This is a genomic window from Micromonospora sp. WMMD1128, assembly GCF_027497235.1.
Classification (GTDB): Bacteria; Actinomycetota; Actinomycetes; order Mycobacteriales; family Micromonosporaceae; genus Micromonospora.
In genome coordinates this window covers 5659265-5674389 of sequence record NZ_CP114902.1, presented here as the reverse complement: position 1 = coordinate 5674389, position 15125 = coordinate 5659265, and the positions used below count along the sequence as shown (strand labels likewise).

Genomic DNA, 15125 nt, shown 5'->3' with positions numbered 1-15125 from the left:
ACGAAACTGCCCCTCCGGGGGAACTTTCGTCCCAAGATCTTCGCGTTTTTCGCCACTTCGTTCCGGACCGGAGGCTCCGGAGGGCTCGCCCGATTGCGGCCCGCATGCCACGATCTCTGCATGGGTCAGGTTCTGCTCCTCTTGGTCGTCGCGCTGACCGTCGCGGCTGTGGTGTTCGGAGTGACGGTGCTGGTCTCCGGACGGGATCCGGGCTTGGTGCCGGCCGAGCCGGACGGGCGGTCGGTGCCGCTGCCGGGCGCGCGCCCGCTCGGCGAGTCGGACGTGACCGGGGTCCGGTTCGACACCGCGCTGCGCGGATACCGGATGGCCCAGGTCGACGCGGCGCTTCGGCGGGCCGCCTACGACATCGGCTACAAGTCCGAGCTGATCGGCGTGCTGGAGGCCGAGAACACCGCGCTGCGGGAGGGGCGGACCGAGGACGCCGACGCGCTGCGCCAGGCTCGCGAGGAGGCCGCCGCGACGAGCCTCGAAGCCGATCCGTCGGACGCCGATCCGTCGAGCACCGGGCCGGTGGTCATCGACCTGTCGGCGCCCGAGTCACCGGCCACCGCCGAGGCGGGCGTGGCGGAGGCGCCGGCCGCCGCCGCGGTGGAGGACACCACCTCCCCCGCGACCGGGGCCGCACCGGCGCCGGCCGGTGAGAGCGTGCGCACGACCGACGCCGACGACCGGGAACGCGGGGCGCCGCTCCGCTCGGAGTCGGCGTGACCGGCGCGGAGGGCTCCGCCGGCTTCACCGAGGCGGCCCAGCCGGGTGCCGCCGAGGTCACCGCCACGGTGATCGTCGACGCGCCGGCCGAGCGGGTCTTCGCCGCCCTGACGGCGTGGGAACGGCAGTCGGACTGGATCCCCTTCACCACGGTCCGGGTGGTCGAGGGGGACGGCGGCGAGGGGAGCCTGGTCGAGGCGGTCACCGCGCTCGGTCCGGCCGCGCTGCGCGACGAGATGCGTGTGGTCCGGGTCGACGCGCCGTACGAGGTCGGCGTCGTCCACTGCGGCAAGCTGCTGCGCGGGCCGGGCGTGCTGCGGTGCACCCCGATGGAGCGGGGCCGAACCCAGGTGGTGTGGCACGAGTGGTTCCACCTGCCGGGCGGTGCGGCCGGCCGGGTCGCCTGGCCGCTGCTCTGGCCCGGCCCGAAGGTCAGCCTGACCCAGGCGTTGAAGCGGTTCGCCCGGTTGGTCGAGCAGGGCCGCCTGCCCTGAGCTGGCAATCCAGCCTGTCGGTGCCCTGACCTACGGTGTACGGCGTGACTGACCTGGTGACCGGTGCCGACGGCCTGCCCCGCTGCGCCTGGGGAGCGAGCACCATCGACTATGCCGTCTACCACGACGAGGAGTGGGGCCGGCCGCTGCGCGGCGACGACGCGCTCTACGAGCGGCTCACGCTGGAGGCGTTCCAGTCCGGCCTGTCCTGGCTGACCATCCTGCGCAAGCGGCAGGCGTTCCGGCTCGCGTTCGACGGGTTCCGGATCGAGAAGGTGGCCGACTACGGCGAGGCGGAGGTGGCGCGGCTGCTGGCCGACGTCGGGATCGTCCGCAACCGGGCCAAGGTCGAGGCGGCCATCGCCAACGCCCGCGCCGCGCTGGAGCTGCCCGAGGGCCTCTCCGCGCTGCTCTGGTCGTTCGCGCCTCCGCCCCGGCCGACGCGCCCCCGGTCCTTCGCCGAGGTGCCGGCGCTCACCCCGGAGTCCACCGCGATGGCCAAGGCGCTCAAGAAGCGGGGCTTCCGCTTCGTCGGCCCGACCACGGCGTACGCGCTGATGCAGGCCACCGGCATGGTCGACGACCACCTCGCCGGCTGCCACTCCAGCGGTGACCGGGCCGGGGTGTGACGACGCGGCGTGATGGGATTGGGGCATGACCGACACCGAGCCGCGGACGAGCGGGACGACCGACGGTGACCCCACGGCGGGCGCCTGGGCGGTGCTGCTGCCCGCCGAGCGCTACCAGGCCGAGCGGCTGGTGCACCACGACGTGCTGGAGCTGACCGGGCTGCCGGGGGCGGGCCGGCCCCGCCCCGGTGACCGGGTGGCGGTGCTGATCGAGGCGCCGTTGCGGCTGGTGGCGCTCGGCCGGGTCGCCCGGCCCGGCACCGGGGGCCGGGAGGATCCGGACGACCCGCAGTCCGACGCGACGGGCGGGGCGTTCGTGGTGACGTACACCCGACGGGCGCTCGACGAGCCGGTGGCGGTCGACGGCCCGGCCCCCGACGGGCCGGTGGCCGCGCTCGACCCGGCGCGGTGGCGGGCGTTGGCCGACCGGATCGGCCCGCCGCCGGCCCGGCGCACCTGGCTGGTCAGCCTGGACCTGCCGATCGAGGCGGCCTCGCGGGCGGAGGCGGTCCGGATCTTCTGGTCGTACGTGCAGGAGTTGGGGCCGCGCGAGCTGCCCGCGTTCGTCTCGCCCGCCGGCGACGAGTTGGCCATGCAGGCGTTCGTGCTCGGCGCCGAGGCCAACCAGGACCCGGAGGAGGACGACTAGCGGCCCTCGAAGACCGGCTTCCGCTTGCCGACGAAGGCCATCGTCGCGGCCCGGTGGTCGGCGGTGGCCCCGCAGATCGCCTGCGCCTGCGCCTCGGCGGCAAGCGCGTCGGCCAGGGTGCCCGCGTCGGCGACGGAGAGCTGGCGCTTGATCGCCCCGTAGGCGACGGTCGGGCCGGCGGCGAGCCGGGTGGCCAGTTCCTGCGCCGACGGGAGCACCTGCTCGTCGTCGTCCACCAGCCGGGTGAGCAGGCCAAGCCGGCAGGCGTCCTCGGCACCCACCGGTTCGGCGAGCATGAGCAGCTCGACCGCCTTGGCGTGGCCGACGAGGCGGGGCAGCGTCCAGGAGGCGCCGGTGTCGGCGGCGAGCCCGACGCCGGCGAACGCCATCAGGAACCGGGTCTTCGGGCCGCCGATGCGGAAGTCGGCCAGGAACGCCAGCGAGGCGCCCGCGCCGGCGGCCATTCCGCGTACCGCCGCGACCACCGGCTTGGGCAGGTTGGCCAGCCGGGCGGCGATCGGGTTGTAGTGCGCCCGGACGGTGCCGAGCGGGTCGGTGTCCGCCGACTCCAGCGTCTGCACGTGCTCCCGCAGGTCCTGCCCGGCGCTGAACGAACCGCCCGCGCCGGCCAGCACCACGGCCCGGCAGGAGCGGTCGGTCTCCAACTCGGCCAGGGTGTCCCGGAGCGCCTCCTTGAGCGCCACGTCGAGCGAGTTCATCGCCGTCGGGCGGTTCAACGTCAGGGTGACGACGGCGTCGGTGCGGTCGACGAGCAGCGGCTCGGTCACGTGTCTAACGACCCTTCTGTCGGGCGAGGCGGTTGCCGGCGTCGAGGCACTGCTCGACGTACCGGTCGGCGGCGGGCCGGAGCCGGGCCGCGTGCCGGTCGAAGAACCCGGCCGCGCTGGTGCCCGGCCAGCGCTCGGGGAGCAGCGCCGGTGGGAGCTGCGGGTCCCGGAACAGGAACGTACGCCACGCGTGCACGAGTCGGAACCGGGCCGCGTACGCCTCCTCGTCGCCGCTGCGTACCGTGACGCCGTGCAGCAGCGGTTTCTGTTCGGCGACGAAGCGCTCGTACGCCCGGCCGATCTCGGCCAGGTCCCAGGCGCGACGGACCACGCCCATGGCGCCGGGGGTGCCGGCGGCGTGCGCGGCGGTGAACCGCTCGAAGCGCACACCCGCCTCGGCGAGCAGCAGGTCGACGTCCTCACCCGGACGGGTGGCCACCCAGGTGCAGTCGTCGAGGGTGCCGTACCCGAGGAAGCTGAGGTTGGCGGCGAGCCGCTGCCGGTCCCGGCGCGACGGGGGCGCCGTGAGGACGATGAGATCGAACCGTCCGTCCCAACTGTGCCGGCCGGTCCGGTAGATCCGGGAGGCCGCCTCGTCCAGTCGACGACCCGCTTTCGGGGTGATCGAATACCCGGGTCCGGAGGCGAGCCGCAGCGGTTCCAGCCAGCCCTGGCGCACCATCCGGGAGACCGCGGTGCGCACGGCCGGTGGGGCTATCCCGAGCGGTGCCAGCAGCTTGACCAGGGCAGCGACGGGCGCGCGGCCACCCCTGGCGCGGAGGTGGTCGCCGTAGAGGTCGAAGAGTGCCGACCGTGCCTGCATGACCGCACATTGTGACAGGCCTATCCAAGATAAGCTAGGTGCTGTTACATCAATACTGCTTCGGTTTGGGTCCGGCGGTGTTCATCAGGGAAAATCGTTTGTTGACGCCTCCGCGACGGTTGCGGCTGGCGATTGGCGAATGTGGCTGTGGGGCAACCCACCGACCCTGGTGTAGGTCTGAGGGGAGACAACATGGCGGCGATGAAGCCGCGGACGGGCGACGGTCCGCTGGAAGTCACCAAGGAGGGCCGGGGCATCGTCATGCGGGTCCCGCTGGAGGGTGGTGGCCGGCTCGTCGTCGAGATGACTCCCGACGAGGCCACCGCACTGGGTGACGCGCTGAAGGCGGCCGCCGGCTGATTCGAGGAGCAATCCGCACGACCTCCGGTCGTGCGGGCGGTTCGTCCTACCCTGAGCCACCGGCTTGGCCGGTGGCTCAGGGCCTTCATCGGCCGGTGAGTGGCAACCTGTCCGCCTTGAAGCATTTTCGGAGGTACGTTCCAGCGTGCTGGCCATTCGTCTGGTGAGCGGGTCCACGGGACCCGACGCCCTCGTCCTGCCCGTTCGTCCCGGTGCCCCGGACGCCCCGCCCGAGGTGGTGCCGACCGCGACCACGCCCGGCGACGACATCCGGGCCGAGGTGGCCGCGCTGCTGCCGGTCGCCCGCCACACCGGCGCCGCCGGTGAGATACGCGAGCACCTGCGTCCCGGCGGCGCCCCGAGCCGCCTCTGGCTGCTCGGTGTCGGCGACGGCGACGAGCGGGACTGGCGGTCCGCGGGGGCCGCGCTGGCCCGCGCCGCGAAGGATGAGACGCAGATCACCATCGCGCTGCCCGAGCGGGTCGAGGCGGCGCCGTCCGGCCGGGTCGAGGCGGCGCCGTCCGGCCGGGTCGAGGCGGCGCTGCGCGGACTGGCCGAGGGGCTGCTGCTCGGCTCCTACCGCTTCCGCCTCACCGAGACCGGCGCCCGGCCCGCCGCCCTGGCCCGGGTCGACGTGCTGGTGGCCGATCCGGACGCGCTCGCCGACACGCTGGCCGCCGCCCGGGCCACCGCCGAGATGACCCGGCTGGCCCGGGACCTCACCAACACCCCGTCCTCGACGAAGCACCCGGAGTGGTTGGCCGACCAGGTGGCCGCCGCCGCGTCCGGGCGGCCCGACCTGCACCTGCGGGTCCGCGGCCCGGAGGAACTGGCGGCGGAGGGCTTCGGCGGCATCCTGGCCGTCGGCGCCGGGTCCGCGCGGAGCCCGCGCCTGGTCGAGCTGGACTGGCGGCCGGCCGACGCGCGCACCCACGTGGTGCTGGTGGGCAAGGGCATCACGTTCGACACCGGCGGGATCTCGATCAAGCCGGTGCCGGCGATGAAGCTGATGCGCAAGGACATGGCCGGCGCCGCCGCGGTGCTCGCCGCGACGCTCGGCGCGGCCGAGCTGCGCCTGCCGGTACGGGTCACCACGCTCGCCCCGCTCGCCGAGAACATGGTCAGCGGCTCCGCCTTCCGGCCGGGCGACGTCATCCGGCACTACGGCGGGCTGACGAGCGAGAGCACCAACTCCGACGCCGAGGGGCGGCTGGTGCTGGCCGACGCACTGGCGTACGCGGTCCGGGAGCTGAAGCCCGACCTGCTCGTCGACCTGGCCACGCTGACCGGGGCGAACGCGGTTGCCCTGGGGAAGCGGCACGCGGCGCTCTACAGCGACGACGACGACCTGGCCACCGACCTGCTGGCCGCGATCAATGCGGCCGGCGAGGGCGCCTGGCGGATGCCGCTGACCGACGACTACCTGGAATATCTCGCCAGCGACATCGCCGACCTGCACAGCTCCCCGGCTCGGGGCGCCGGCTCGGTGGTGGCGGCGCTCTTCCTCCGCGAGTTCACCGGCGACCTGCGGGGCCGCTGGGCGCACCTGGACATGTCCGCCCCGTCGTGGTCCGACGACGTGCACGGCGAGCTGGTCAAGGGCGCCACCGGCTGGGGCGTACGCGGTTTGCTGCGCTGGCTGGCGACGCTGGGCTGATTCCGGCGTTCAGGGAACGCCGGGCTGGCCTCAGCTTTTCACGGCGGCGAGCAGGCCGTGGCCGACCGGCAGCAGCGCGGGCACCCAGTGCTCCGACTCGCGGATGGCCTTGATGGTCTCCCGCACGGTGACCGTCTCCACGTCCCGGGCGGCCGGATCGCCGATCCGGCCGGCGGCCAGCGCGCCGTTGAGCGCGAGCACCCCGCCGGGGCGCAGCAGCCGCAGCGCGGCGTCCACGTACGCCGCGAAGCCGGTCGCCGCCGCGTCCGCGAAGACCAGGTCGTAGACGCCGTCCGCGAGGCGCGGCAGCACGTCGAGCGCCCGGCCCGTGATGATCCGGGTACGCCCCGACGGGACGCCCGCCTCCTGGAACAGCCGCCGGGCGATGCGCTGGTATTCGACCTCCACGTCGATCGTGGTGAGCACGCCGTCGGGGCGCATGCCCCGCAGCAACCAGACGCCACTGACCCCGGTGCCGGTGCCGATCTCGACCACCGCGCGGGCGTTGCCGGCGGCGGCGAGCAGTCGCAGCGCGGCGCCGGCGCCGGGCGTCACCGCCTCCACGCCCACCTCGTGGGCGAGGGCGCGGGCCGTGCGCAGCACGATGTCCTCGGTGACGTACGACTCGGCGAACTGCAGCGCCTGGGCCGTCGAACTGCCGTGACCGGCGACCGTGGCGATGGGACACCTCCGGGTGCGGGGCTGGTGCGAGGGGTCGGGTGGGCACTGTGAGCGTAGAGCCGGGCCGGTACCCGCGCAGCCGCGAGTCGGCCGTCGGACGATCACGGGGGGGCAACCCCTGACTCCACCCGTGCCGTTCGTGCAATCCTGGATGGGTCCCGCGCGTCTCGGTCGTCCGGCTCCGCCGGCGTCCGGCGTGGGACGCGCGGGACGAAGTGGGAGGCACGGACGTGACCGACGGCTGGGACTGGCGCCAGCCCGGCGGGGCCGGGGCGCCGGGGGGAGGCCCGTCACCCGGGCAGCCGCCGCAGGGCGCCGGGGGCGGTACGACGTCGCCCTGGTGGTCCGACGCGCTGGCCGACCCGTGGCGGGATCCGTACGCGCCCGCGGCGGTGGTGGTGCCGGCTGCCGCGCCCGCCGGGTCCGGTGAGCCGGAGCCGGTCACCGATCCGGACCAGCCGACCCGGCCGGGGCTGCGCCAGGTGGTGCTGATCTCGTTGATCTCCGCGCTGCTTGCCGGTTCGCTCGGCAGCGCCCTGACCTACGCGTTCCTGCGCGGCGGGGACGTGCCGACGCTCGGCGCGCAGACCGGCCAGGCCCCGGCGCTCGCCCAGCGCAAACCCGAGTCACTGGCCGGGGTCGCCGAGCGGGTGCTGCCCAGCGTGGTCACCATCCGGGTGGCCAGTTTCGGCGGGACCAGCGAGGGCTCCGGCTTCGTGGTGAGCACCGACGGGCACATCATCACCAACGACCACGTGGTCGCGGACGGCCCGGGCAAGGCCACGGTGCTGTTCAACGACGGCAGCACCGCCGCCGGCACCGTGGTCGGGCAGGACCCGGAGTCGGACATCGCGGTCATCAAGGTGACCCGCAGCGGACTGACGCCGGTGCAGTTCGGCGACTCGGACGCGCTCGCGGTGGGCGATCCGGTGCTCGCCATGGGCTCGCCGCTGTCGCTCGCGAACACCGTCACCGCGGGCATCGTCAGCGCGCTGGACCGCACCATGCAGGCGGGCGAGCCGGGCGGCCCGACCCGCTACTACGCGGCGATCCAGACCGACGCCGCGGTCAACCACGGCAACTCCGGCGGCCCACTCGTGGACGGCGGCGGCCGGGTGGTCGGCGTGAACTCGACGATCAAATCGCTGGTGGCCGACGGGCAGGAGGCCGGCAACATCGGTCTCGCCTTCGCCATCCCGATCAACCAGGCAAAACGGGTCACCGAGGAAATCATCGGCACCGGCAAGGCCCGGCGTACGGTGATCGGCGCCTCGGTCGGCGGCACCGGCGCCACCGGCGGCGGGGTCCGCCTCAACGCCGTCGAGCCGGCCGGGCCGGCGGCGGCGGCGGGGATGCGGACCGGGGACGTGGTGCTCCGGCTGGACGGCCATCCGATGACCGACCCGACCGACCTGGTGGCGCTGGTGCGCAAGTACGCGCCGGGCTCGGTGGTGACGGTGGAGTACCGGCGCGGGTCGTCCCGGCAGAACGCGTCGGTGACGCTCGCCGCGGACGCGAAGTGAGGACCGGTCACCCCCTCCCCGGAGGTCCCCTCACGTGCGTAGTCTTGCCCTGACACGGACGAGGAGGCCGGAGTGTTCGAGAACCTGAACATGTGGGAGGTCGGCGTCCTGCTGCTCCTGGCGTTGCTGATCTTCGGGGACCGGCTTCCCAATGTGATCAGCGACGGCCTCCGGATGGTCCGCAACCTGCGGAACATGGCGCGTAACGCCACCGGCGACCTGAGCCGTGAGCTGGGCACCGACATTCAGCTGGAGGACCTGCACCCCAAGGCGTTCATCCGCAAGCACCTGCTCAGCGAGGACGACGAGCAGGCGATCCGGAAGCCGCTCCAGAGCATGTACGACAACCTGCGCTCCGACGTCACCGGCGTGCACGACGAGCTGAAGGACGTGGCCAGGGCGGCCGATCTGCGCACCCCCGCCCCCCGCCCCGCGGTGACCACCCCGGCCACCCCCGCCTCCACCCCCGCCGCCCCCACCCACACCCCGCCCGCCCCCCGCCCCTCCTACGACGACGCCACCTGACCCACCCCCACCCCACCCCACCCCACTCGGGGCGGTGGCGCGTGATCATGAAGTTGACGGCGCGACACCCCGATCCGGCGACCGCCAACTTCATGATCGACGCGGAGGGGGAGAGACGCGTACCGCCCCTCCCCGGTGGACCGGGAAGGGGCGGTGGCGGGGGAGCGGGGACCGGGTCTAGCGGGTGGTGGGCTTGAGGCCTAGAGGCTTGCCGAGCAGCGACTCGCGGCGGACCGCGAGCCGGTCGGCGATCTCGAACATGGCCTTCGCGGCCGGCGCGTCCGGCTGGGCCAGCACGATCGGCTGGCCCGCGTCGCCGCCCTCACGGACCCGGGTGTCCATCGGGATCTGCCCCAGCACCGGCACCTGGGCGCCGATGGTCCGGGTCAGCGACTCGGCCACCGTCGCGCCGCCACCGGCGCCGAAGACCTCCATCCGGGAGCCGTCCGGCAGCTCCAGCCAGGACATGTTCTCGATCACACCGACCACCCGCTGGTGGGTCTGCAGCGAGATGGCGCCGGCCCGCTCGGCCACCTCGGCGGCGGCCGTCTGCGGGGTGGTGACGACCAGGATCTCCGCGTTCGGCAGCAGCTGGGCCACCGAGATCGCGATGTCGCCGGTGCCCGGGGGCAGGTCGAGCAGGAGGACGTCCAGGTCGCCCCAGTAGACGTCGGCCAGGAACTGCTGCAACGCCCGGTGCAGCATCGGGCCGCGCCAGACGACCGCCGCGTTGCCGGGGGTGAACATGCCGATCGAGATGACCTTCACGCCGTGCGACTGCGGCGGCATGATCATGTCTTCGACGCGGGTCGGCGCGCCCTCGGCGCCGAGCATCCGGGGCACCGAGTGGCCGTAGATGTCGGCGTCCACCACACCGACCGACAGGCCGCGGGCGGCCAGCGCGGCGGCCAGGTTGACCGTGACGCTCGACTTGCCGACGCCGCCCTTGCCGCTGGCCACCGCGTAGACGCGGGTCCGGGAGCCGGGCTGGGCGAACGGGATCACCGGCTCGGCGGTGCCGCCGCCGCGCAGCTTCGACTGCAATTCCTGGCGCTGCTCCGGGCTCATCACGTCGAAGATGATCTCGACGCGGCTGACGCCGGGCACCGCGCCGACGGCGGCGGTGATGTCGCTGCGGAGCTTGTCCTTCAGCGGGCAGCCGGCCACGGTGAGCAGCAGCTCCACCCGGACCACGCCGTCGTCGTCCCGCTCGGCGGAGCGGACCATGCCGAGCTCGGTGATCGGCCGACGGATCTCCGGGTCGTTGACGGTGGCCAGCGCGGCCTGGATCGCGTCGGAGATGGTGCTGACGGGTGCTGACATGCCCGTAATGCTACGTCGGTGCCGGCTCAGCTCTCGTAGCGACCGTCGTGGGCGTAGTCACCGTCGAGCTCGTCGCGGGGCTCGTCGAGCGGGTCGCCGCCGGCCGGTCGCCGGGCCTCCCGTTCCTGCCGCCGCTGCTCCAGCTTGCGCCGCCGCTCCGCCGCCTCGTCCAGCTCCTCGGCCAGCCGGGCCAGCTCCGAACGGAGGAAGTCACGGGTCGCCACGTCCCCCATCGCGATCCGCAGCGCCGCGATCTCCCGGGCCAGGTATTCCGTGTCCGCCTTCTGCATGGTGGCCCGCCGCCGGTCCTCGTCGAGCGAGACCCGGTCCCGGTCCGCCTGCCGGTTCTGCGCGAGCAGGATCAGCGGGGCCGCGTAGGAAGCCTGGAGGGAGAGCACAAGCGTCAGAAACGTGAAGGTGTACGGGTCGAAGCGCAGGTGCGCCGGGGCCAGCGTGTTCCACAGGAACCAGGCGGCGAGGATCAGGGTCATGTAGACGAGGAAGTTGGCCGTGCCCATCCCCCGGGCGATGCCCTCGGCCCAGCGGCCGAACGAATCCGCGTCGATCCGGGGCAGGTGGAGGCCCCGGGGGGCGCGCGGCTGGTCCAGCCGCTCGCCGCGTCGCTGCTCAGTCATCGTCCACGATCCCGTCGTCGGTGGCGGACGGGGTCGGCGCCGCGTCCCGGTCCCGCCAGTCGCGCGGCAGGGAATGATCAAGCACGTCGTCCACGGTCACCGCGCCGACCAGCCGGTTGTTCCGGTCCACCACAGGCATGCCCACCATGTCGTAGGTGGCCATCCGGCGGGTGATCTCGGTAAGCGGGGTCGACGTGCGGAGCGGGTCGATGTCGTTGAGCACGATCCCGCCGAGCAGGTCGGCCGGGGGCTCGCGGAGCAACCGCTGGAAGTGCACCATACCCAGGTAGCGCCCGGTCGGCGTGGTCAGCGGGGCGCGGGTCACGAAGACCTGCGCGGCCACGGCGGGCGGAAGTTGCGGCTCCCGGATCCGGGCCAGGGCCTCGGCCACGGTCGCGTCCGGCGGCAGGATCACCGGCTCGGAGGTCATCACGCTGCCGGCGGTGCCGGAGGCGTAGCGCAGCAGTTGGCGTACCGGGTCGGCCTCGTCCGGCTCCATCAGGTCGAGCAGCACGTCCTGCTCCGGCGGGGGCAGCTCGTTGAGCAGGTCGGCGGCGTCGTCCGGGTCCATCTCCTCCAGCACGTCGGCGGCCCGTTCCCGGTCCAGCGCGGCCAGGATCTCCACCTGGTCGCGCTCGGGCAGCTCACTCAGCACGTCGGCCAGGCGTTCGTCGTCAAGCGCGGCGGCCACCTCGTTGCGCCGGGCGTCCGGCAGGTCCTGGAGGGCGTTGGCCAGGTCGGCCGGGCGCATGTCCTCAAGCACGGCGAGCAGGTTGGCCGTACCCCGGTTGTCGCCCACCGCGCCGAGACCGTGGACCCGGTCCCACTCGACCTGGTGCAGGTGGCCGCGGCGGGTGAGCCGGTTGGTCTGCTCGCGGACGGCGACCCGGGTCAACGCCCACTCGCCGCCGCGGCTGCACTCCATGGCCACGTCCACCACCGAGCCGGCCGGCCCGGTGTCGAGATGGACCCGCCGGTCGAGCAGTTCCTGGAGGACCAGCAACTCGTTCGGACGCTTCTCGAAGCGGCGCAAGTTGAGGGTGCCGCTGCCGAGCACCACGGCGTCCGGGTCGATCGAGGTGATCCGGTTGATGGAGAGGAAGATGCGTCGCCGCATCGGCATCTCGGCGACCAACCCCACCACCTCCGGCGGTCGCTGGGTCGCACGGATCCGGGCGACCGCGTCCCGGACCCGGCCGACCTGGTCGCCGTTCGGGTCGAAGACGGCGACTCCGGCGAGTCGAGCGATGTAGACCCGGTTCGGCGTGCTCACGGGCACCAGCCTAAGGGCCTACTCTCTAACAACATGTCGACCTTGGCCTACGAGATCGTGGACGTCTTCACCGACCGCCCGTTCGCCGGCAACCCGCTGGCCGTGGTGTTCGGCGCGGAAGGGCTCGCCACCGAGCAGATGCAGGCGCTCGCGCTGGAGTTCAACCTGTCCGAGACGGTCTTCGTGCTGGTGCCCACGCAGGCCGGCGCGACGTACCGGGCCCGGATCTTCACCCCGACCGCCGAGTTGCCGTTCGCGGGGCATCCGAGCGTCGGCGCCGCGGTCACCGCGAGCCGGCGCGGCGTGTTCGGTGTGGGCAGGGTCACCCAGGAGTGCGGCGCCGGCGTGCTGCCCATCGAGGTGACCGCGACCAGCGCGACGCTGACCGGGGGTTCGCCGACGCTCGGCCCCGAACTCGACCCGGAGCCGCTGCTGGAGATCGCCGGCCTCACCGCGGCCGACCACGCCGGCCCGCCGCCGCGCGTCGCCGGCTGCGGCCTGGAATTCCCCTACCTTCCGGTACGCCCGGACGCGGTGGCCCGGGCCAGGCTGAACGCGGTGGCGGCCGAGCGGTACGGCGTGGAGCACGTCAGCCTCTTCTCCTGGGACGCCGACTCGCAGACCGCGCACGCCCGGGTCTTCGTGCCCGGGCTGGGCGTGCCGGAGGACCCCGCCACCGGCTCGGCCGCCCTGGGCCTGGGCGTCTGGTTGGTCGCCAGCGGGCTGCTGCCCGGCGAGGGCCGGACGCCGTACGCGGTGCGCCAGGGCATCGAGATCAACCGGCCGTCGTCGCTGTTCTGCACCGTGACCGCGGCCGGCGGCTCGGCGGTCGGCGCGACCGTCTCCGGGCAGGTGATGCCGGTGGCCCGCGGCGAGATCGCCGTCCCGCCCTTCATCGGCTGAGCCGCTCCCGTCCGCCGCCCTCGCGCCTGACTGTTCGTCCGCCCGGGCCGCTCTCTTGGGCCTGTTGCGCTTTCGGTCGGTTGGGCGCTGGTCTGGTCGTCTCTCTTGGGCCTGTTGCGCTTCCGGCCGGCTGGGCGCTGGTTCGGTCGTCAGCGCCTTTCGAGCTGAGTCGTTGGTGCTCTCGCGCGGCTCGGTCGTCGACGGCGCGATGTCAGCGACTCGGCTGAGTCGTTTCTGCTATCAGCTCGAAAGGCGCTGAGCGGGCGTGTCGTCGCACTCCCCGAGGCCGTGCGGGCCGTGGGCTTCGGGGTCGACCGGGCTCGGCCGTGGACGGGCCGTGGACGGGACGGTGAGGGCGTGCCGGCCGTGGGCGTGCCGGCCGTGGGCGGGACGGGACGGTGAGGGCGTGCCGGGTTGCCGGGGGAGTGGGGAACGGCGGGTCGGGCCGTCGACGCGGAGGCGAGCCGCGCGCGTCGTCGCGGGGGATGCGGGAGGATGGGCGGGTGAGCGACGAGGTGGACGAGCGGGTGACGCCGGCGCTTGTGGACGAGGCGGTGAAGAAGGCCGCGGTGTGCTGGGCCAGCGTCGGTGACGGCCCGGCGTACGCGCTGTGGTGCCTGCCGCTGGACGGCTCGCTGCTTGTGGTGACCGGCCCCGGCGAACAGGCCGCGCCCGGGCTGGCCGACAGCGACGCGGCCGAGGTGACGTTGCGCGGCGACCACGGCGGCCGGATCGTCTCCTGGTCGGCCCGGGTGACCCGGCTGCGGCCCGGCACCGAGGAGTGGGACACCACCGCGCCGCTTGTCGCGGCGAAGCGGCTGAACGCCTCCGGTTCCGCCGTCGACCTGGTGGCACGGTGGGCGGCCGAGGGTTGCGCGCTCAGCCGGCTGACCCCGGCCGGCACGGCGGTGACCGGCGCCGACCTGCCGGCCGGCGCGCTTGCCGAGCAGCCCCGGCCGGCGCCTGTGGTCCGGGCCGTCCGCAAGCCGTTCCGCCTGCACCGGGTCCGCCGCCGCTGACCGCTGCGAGGTCGCGGCCCGCCTGGTGGCGCGGCGGCCGGTCGGGTGCCGGCCGGTCGGGTGCCGGCGCGGCGGCCGGTCGGGTGCCGGCCGGTGGGGTGTCGGCGTGGCGGTCGGTTCGGTGGCGGCGCGGCGGCGTGGCGGTCAGCCGCGCGGCGGCGCGGTGTCGGCGGGCACGGCGGCCGGCTCGGGGCGGTGCCCGGCGCGCGCACCGCCGAGCACGACCACAGCGACGCCGGCCAGCAGCAGCGCCAGCCCCGGCAGGGCGAGCGGCCGGGGCAACTGGCCCAGCCAGACCCAGCCGATCAGGGCCGCGCCCGGCGCCTCCAGCAGGATCAGCACGCTGACCGTGGTCGCGGAGACCCGGTGCAGCGCGTAGTTGAACATCGAGTGGCCGAGCAGTTGGGCACCGGCCACCATGCCCAGGATGGCCAACCAGGTCCCGCCGTCGTAGCCGTGCAACCGCACCCCGCCGATCAGGCAGACGACAAGCAGGAGCACCGCGCAGACGCCGTAGCAGACGGTGGTGTAGGTGATCGTGCTGACGCTGGCCCGGGCGCGTTCACCGAACGCGGTGTAGACGGCGGCGAACACGCCGCCGACCACGGCCAACAGGTCACCGGCGAACGCGCGGCCGGAGACCGCGACGTCGGCGCCGGTGGCGAGCGCCGCGCCGAGCACCGCCACCGCGATGCCGGCCCAGACCGCGGCGGGCAGCCGCCGCCCCTGCCCGCGGGCGATCAGGCCCTGCCACACCGGCTGCGTCGCGCCCAGCGCGGTCGCGGCGGCGACCGAGGTGAGCTTCGCGCTCGGCATCCACGTGGCGAAGTGGGCGGCCAGTGCGACCCCGGAGAGTACGCAGTAGAGCCCCTCCCGGCGACCCGGCCCGACGGTGAGCGCGCGGAGTTCGGCCCGTCGGCGGGTCACCGCGACCGGACCGAGCACCGCCACCGACAGCACGTTGCGCCAGAAGGCGATGGCCAGGGCGGGTGCGGCGGCGAACGCCACGAGCGGCGCGGAGGACGAGATGGCGGCGACCGCGAGCGCGAGCGCGCCGAGGGTCAGCGCGTCGAGCGGGGGGCGACCGGGAGTGATGGGCACGTTACGATCATGC

The 15125-nt window shown here is 74.2% G+C and carries 17 protein-coding genes; 10 read left to right on the top strand and 7 right to left on the bottom strand.

Annotated elements, in window-relative coordinates; translation table 11 throughout:
• The first annotated feature begins 120 nt into the window (after positions 1 to 120).
• The 4 genes from O7602_RS25400 to O7602_RS25385 are packed head-to-tail and all read left to right on the top strand — an operon-like array spanning position 121 to position 2501.
• Positions 121 to 729, top strand: a complete 609-nt coding sequence (locus O7602_RS25400; protein ID WP_281585123.1) for a DivIVA domain-containing protein — start codon at positions 121 to 123, stop codon at positions 727 to 729.
• Positions 726 to 1223, top strand: coding sequence for an SRPBCC family protein (locus O7602_RS25395; protein ID WP_281585122.1), 498 nt, complete (start codon positions 726 to 728; stop codon positions 1221 to 1223). Before O7602_RS25400 ends, O7602_RS25395 begins: the two co-directional genes overlap by 4 nt.
• Before the next feature lie 44 nt (positions 1224 to 1267).
• Positions 1268 to 1852 carry a DNA-3-methyladenine glycosylase I gene (locus tag O7602_RS25390; protein WP_281585121.1) on the top strand — a complete coding sequence of 195 codons (585 nt, stop codon included), beginning with the start codon at positions 1268 to 1270 and terminating at the stop codon, positions 1850 to 1852.
• 25 nt (positions 1853 to 1877) lie between these two features.
• A complete protein-coding gene (locus tag O7602_RS25385; RefSeq protein WP_281585120.1) occupies positions 1878 to 2501 on the top strand; it encodes a hypothetical protein in 624 nt (207 codons plus the stop codon).
• Here the strand turns inward: O7602_RS25385 and O7602_RS25380 are convergent.
• Together O7602_RS25380 and O7602_RS25375 are read right to left on the bottom strand one after the other, a co-directional pair.
• The gene (locus O7602_RS25380; protein WP_281585119.1) at positions 2498 to 3289 is read right to left on the bottom strand and encodes an enoyl-CoA hydratase-related protein; all 792 of its coding nucleotides are present in this window, start codon (positions 3287 to 3289) and stop codon (positions 2498 to 2500) included. The genes O7602_RS25385 and O7602_RS25380 overlap by 4 nt on opposite strands.
• 4 nt (positions 3290 to 3293) lie before the next feature.
• Positions 3294 to 4112 carry a PaaX family transcriptional regulator C-terminal domain-containing protein gene (locus tag O7602_RS25375; RefSeq protein WP_281585118.1) on the bottom strand — a complete coding sequence of 273 codons (819 nt, stop codon included), beginning with the start codon at positions 4110 to 4112 and terminating at the stop codon, positions 3294 to 3296.
• Between the two features lie 192 nt (positions 4113 to 4304).
• On the opposite strand from O7602_RS25375, the gene O7602_RS25370 reads away from it, so the two are divergent.
• Both O7602_RS25370 and O7602_RS25365 read left to right on the top strand, forming a co-directional pair.
• A complete protein-coding gene (locus O7602_RS25370) occupies positions 4305 to 4472 on the top strand; it encodes a DUF3117 domain-containing protein (protein ID WP_013283866.1) in 168 nt (55 codons plus the stop codon).
• Between the two features lie 145 nt (positions 4473 to 4617).
• Positions 4618 to 6129: a leucyl aminopeptidase family protein gene (locus tag O7602_RS25365; protein WP_281585117.1), complete on the top strand. Its 1512-nt coding sequence runs from the start codon at positions 4618 to 4620 to the stop codon at positions 6127 to 6129.
• Between the two features lie 30 nt (positions 6130 to 6159).
• Here O7602_RS25365 and O7602_RS25360 read toward each other — a convergent pair whose 3' ends face one another.
• Entirely contained in the window at positions 6160 to 6732 is a 573-nt protein-coding gene (locus O7602_RS25360; protein ID WP_281585116.1) for an O-methyltransferase, read from the bottom strand.
• 293 nt (positions 6733 to 7025) lie between these two features.
• Between O7602_RS25360 and O7602_RS25355 the strand changes: the two genes are divergently transcribed.
• On the top strand, positions 7026 to 8333 hold the full coding sequence (locus O7602_RS25355; RefSeq protein ID WP_281585115.1) for a trypsin-like peptidase domain-containing protein: 1308 nt from the start codon (positions 7026 to 7028) through the stop codon (positions 8331 to 8333).
• Between the two features lie 72 nt (positions 8334 to 8405).
• Positions 8406 to 8858: a preprotein translocase subunit TatB gene (locus O7602_RS25350; RefSeq protein ID WP_281585114.1), complete on the top strand. Its 453-nt coding sequence runs from the start codon at positions 8406 to 8408 to the stop codon at positions 8856 to 8858.
• 177 nt (positions 8859 to 9035) lie between these two features.
• Here the strand turns inward: O7602_RS25350 and O7602_RS25345 are convergent, their stop codons facing one another.
• The 3 genes from O7602_RS25345 to O7602_RS25335 are packed head-to-tail and all read right to left on the bottom strand — an operon-like array spanning position 9036 to position 12089.
• Positions 9036 to 10181 (bottom strand): Mrp/NBP35 family ATP-binding protein, encoded by a 1146-nt coding sequence (locus O7602_RS25345; protein WP_281585113.1) that lies wholly within the window; start codon positions 10179 to 10181, stop codon positions 9036 to 9038.
• Positions 10182 to 10207: 26 nt separating this feature from the next.
• Positions 10208 to 10816 carry a DUF1003 domain-containing protein gene (locus O7602_RS25340; RefSeq protein WP_281585112.1) on the bottom strand — a complete coding sequence of 203 codons (609 nt, stop codon included), beginning with the start codon at positions 10814 to 10816 and terminating at the stop codon, positions 10208 to 10210.
• Positions 10809 to 12089: a CBS domain-containing protein gene (locus O7602_RS25335; RefSeq protein WP_281585111.1), complete on the bottom strand. Its 1281-nt coding sequence runs from the start codon at positions 12087 to 12089 to the stop codon at positions 10809 to 10811. Before O7602_RS25335 ends, O7602_RS25340 begins: the two co-directional genes overlap by 8 nt.
• Positions 12090 to 12122: 33 nt before the next feature.
• Here O7602_RS25335 and O7602_RS25330 point away from each other — a divergent pair, with 33 nt between their 5' ends.
• The gene (locus O7602_RS25330) at positions 12123 to 12992 is read left to right on the top strand and encodes a PhzF family phenazine biosynthesis protein (RefSeq protein ID WP_281585110.1); all 870 of its coding nucleotides are present in this window, start codon (positions 12123 to 12125) and stop codon (positions 12990 to 12992) included.
• 485 nt (positions 12993 to 13477) lie between these two features.
• Complete coding sequence (locus tag O7602_RS25325) at positions 13478 to 14011, top strand: hypothetical protein (protein WP_281585109.1); 534 nt, start codon at positions 13478 to 13480, stop codon at positions 14009 to 14011.
• Between the two features lie 144 nt (positions 14012 to 14155).
• On the opposite strand, the gene O7602_RS25320 is transcribed toward O7602_RS25325, so the two are convergent.
• Positions 14156 to 15112 (bottom strand): DMT family transporter, encoded by a 957-nt coding sequence (locus O7602_RS25320; RefSeq protein ID WP_281585108.1) that lies wholly within the window; start codon positions 15110 to 15112, stop codon positions 14156 to 14158.
• Between the last annotated feature and the right edge of the window lie 13 nt (positions 15113 to 15125).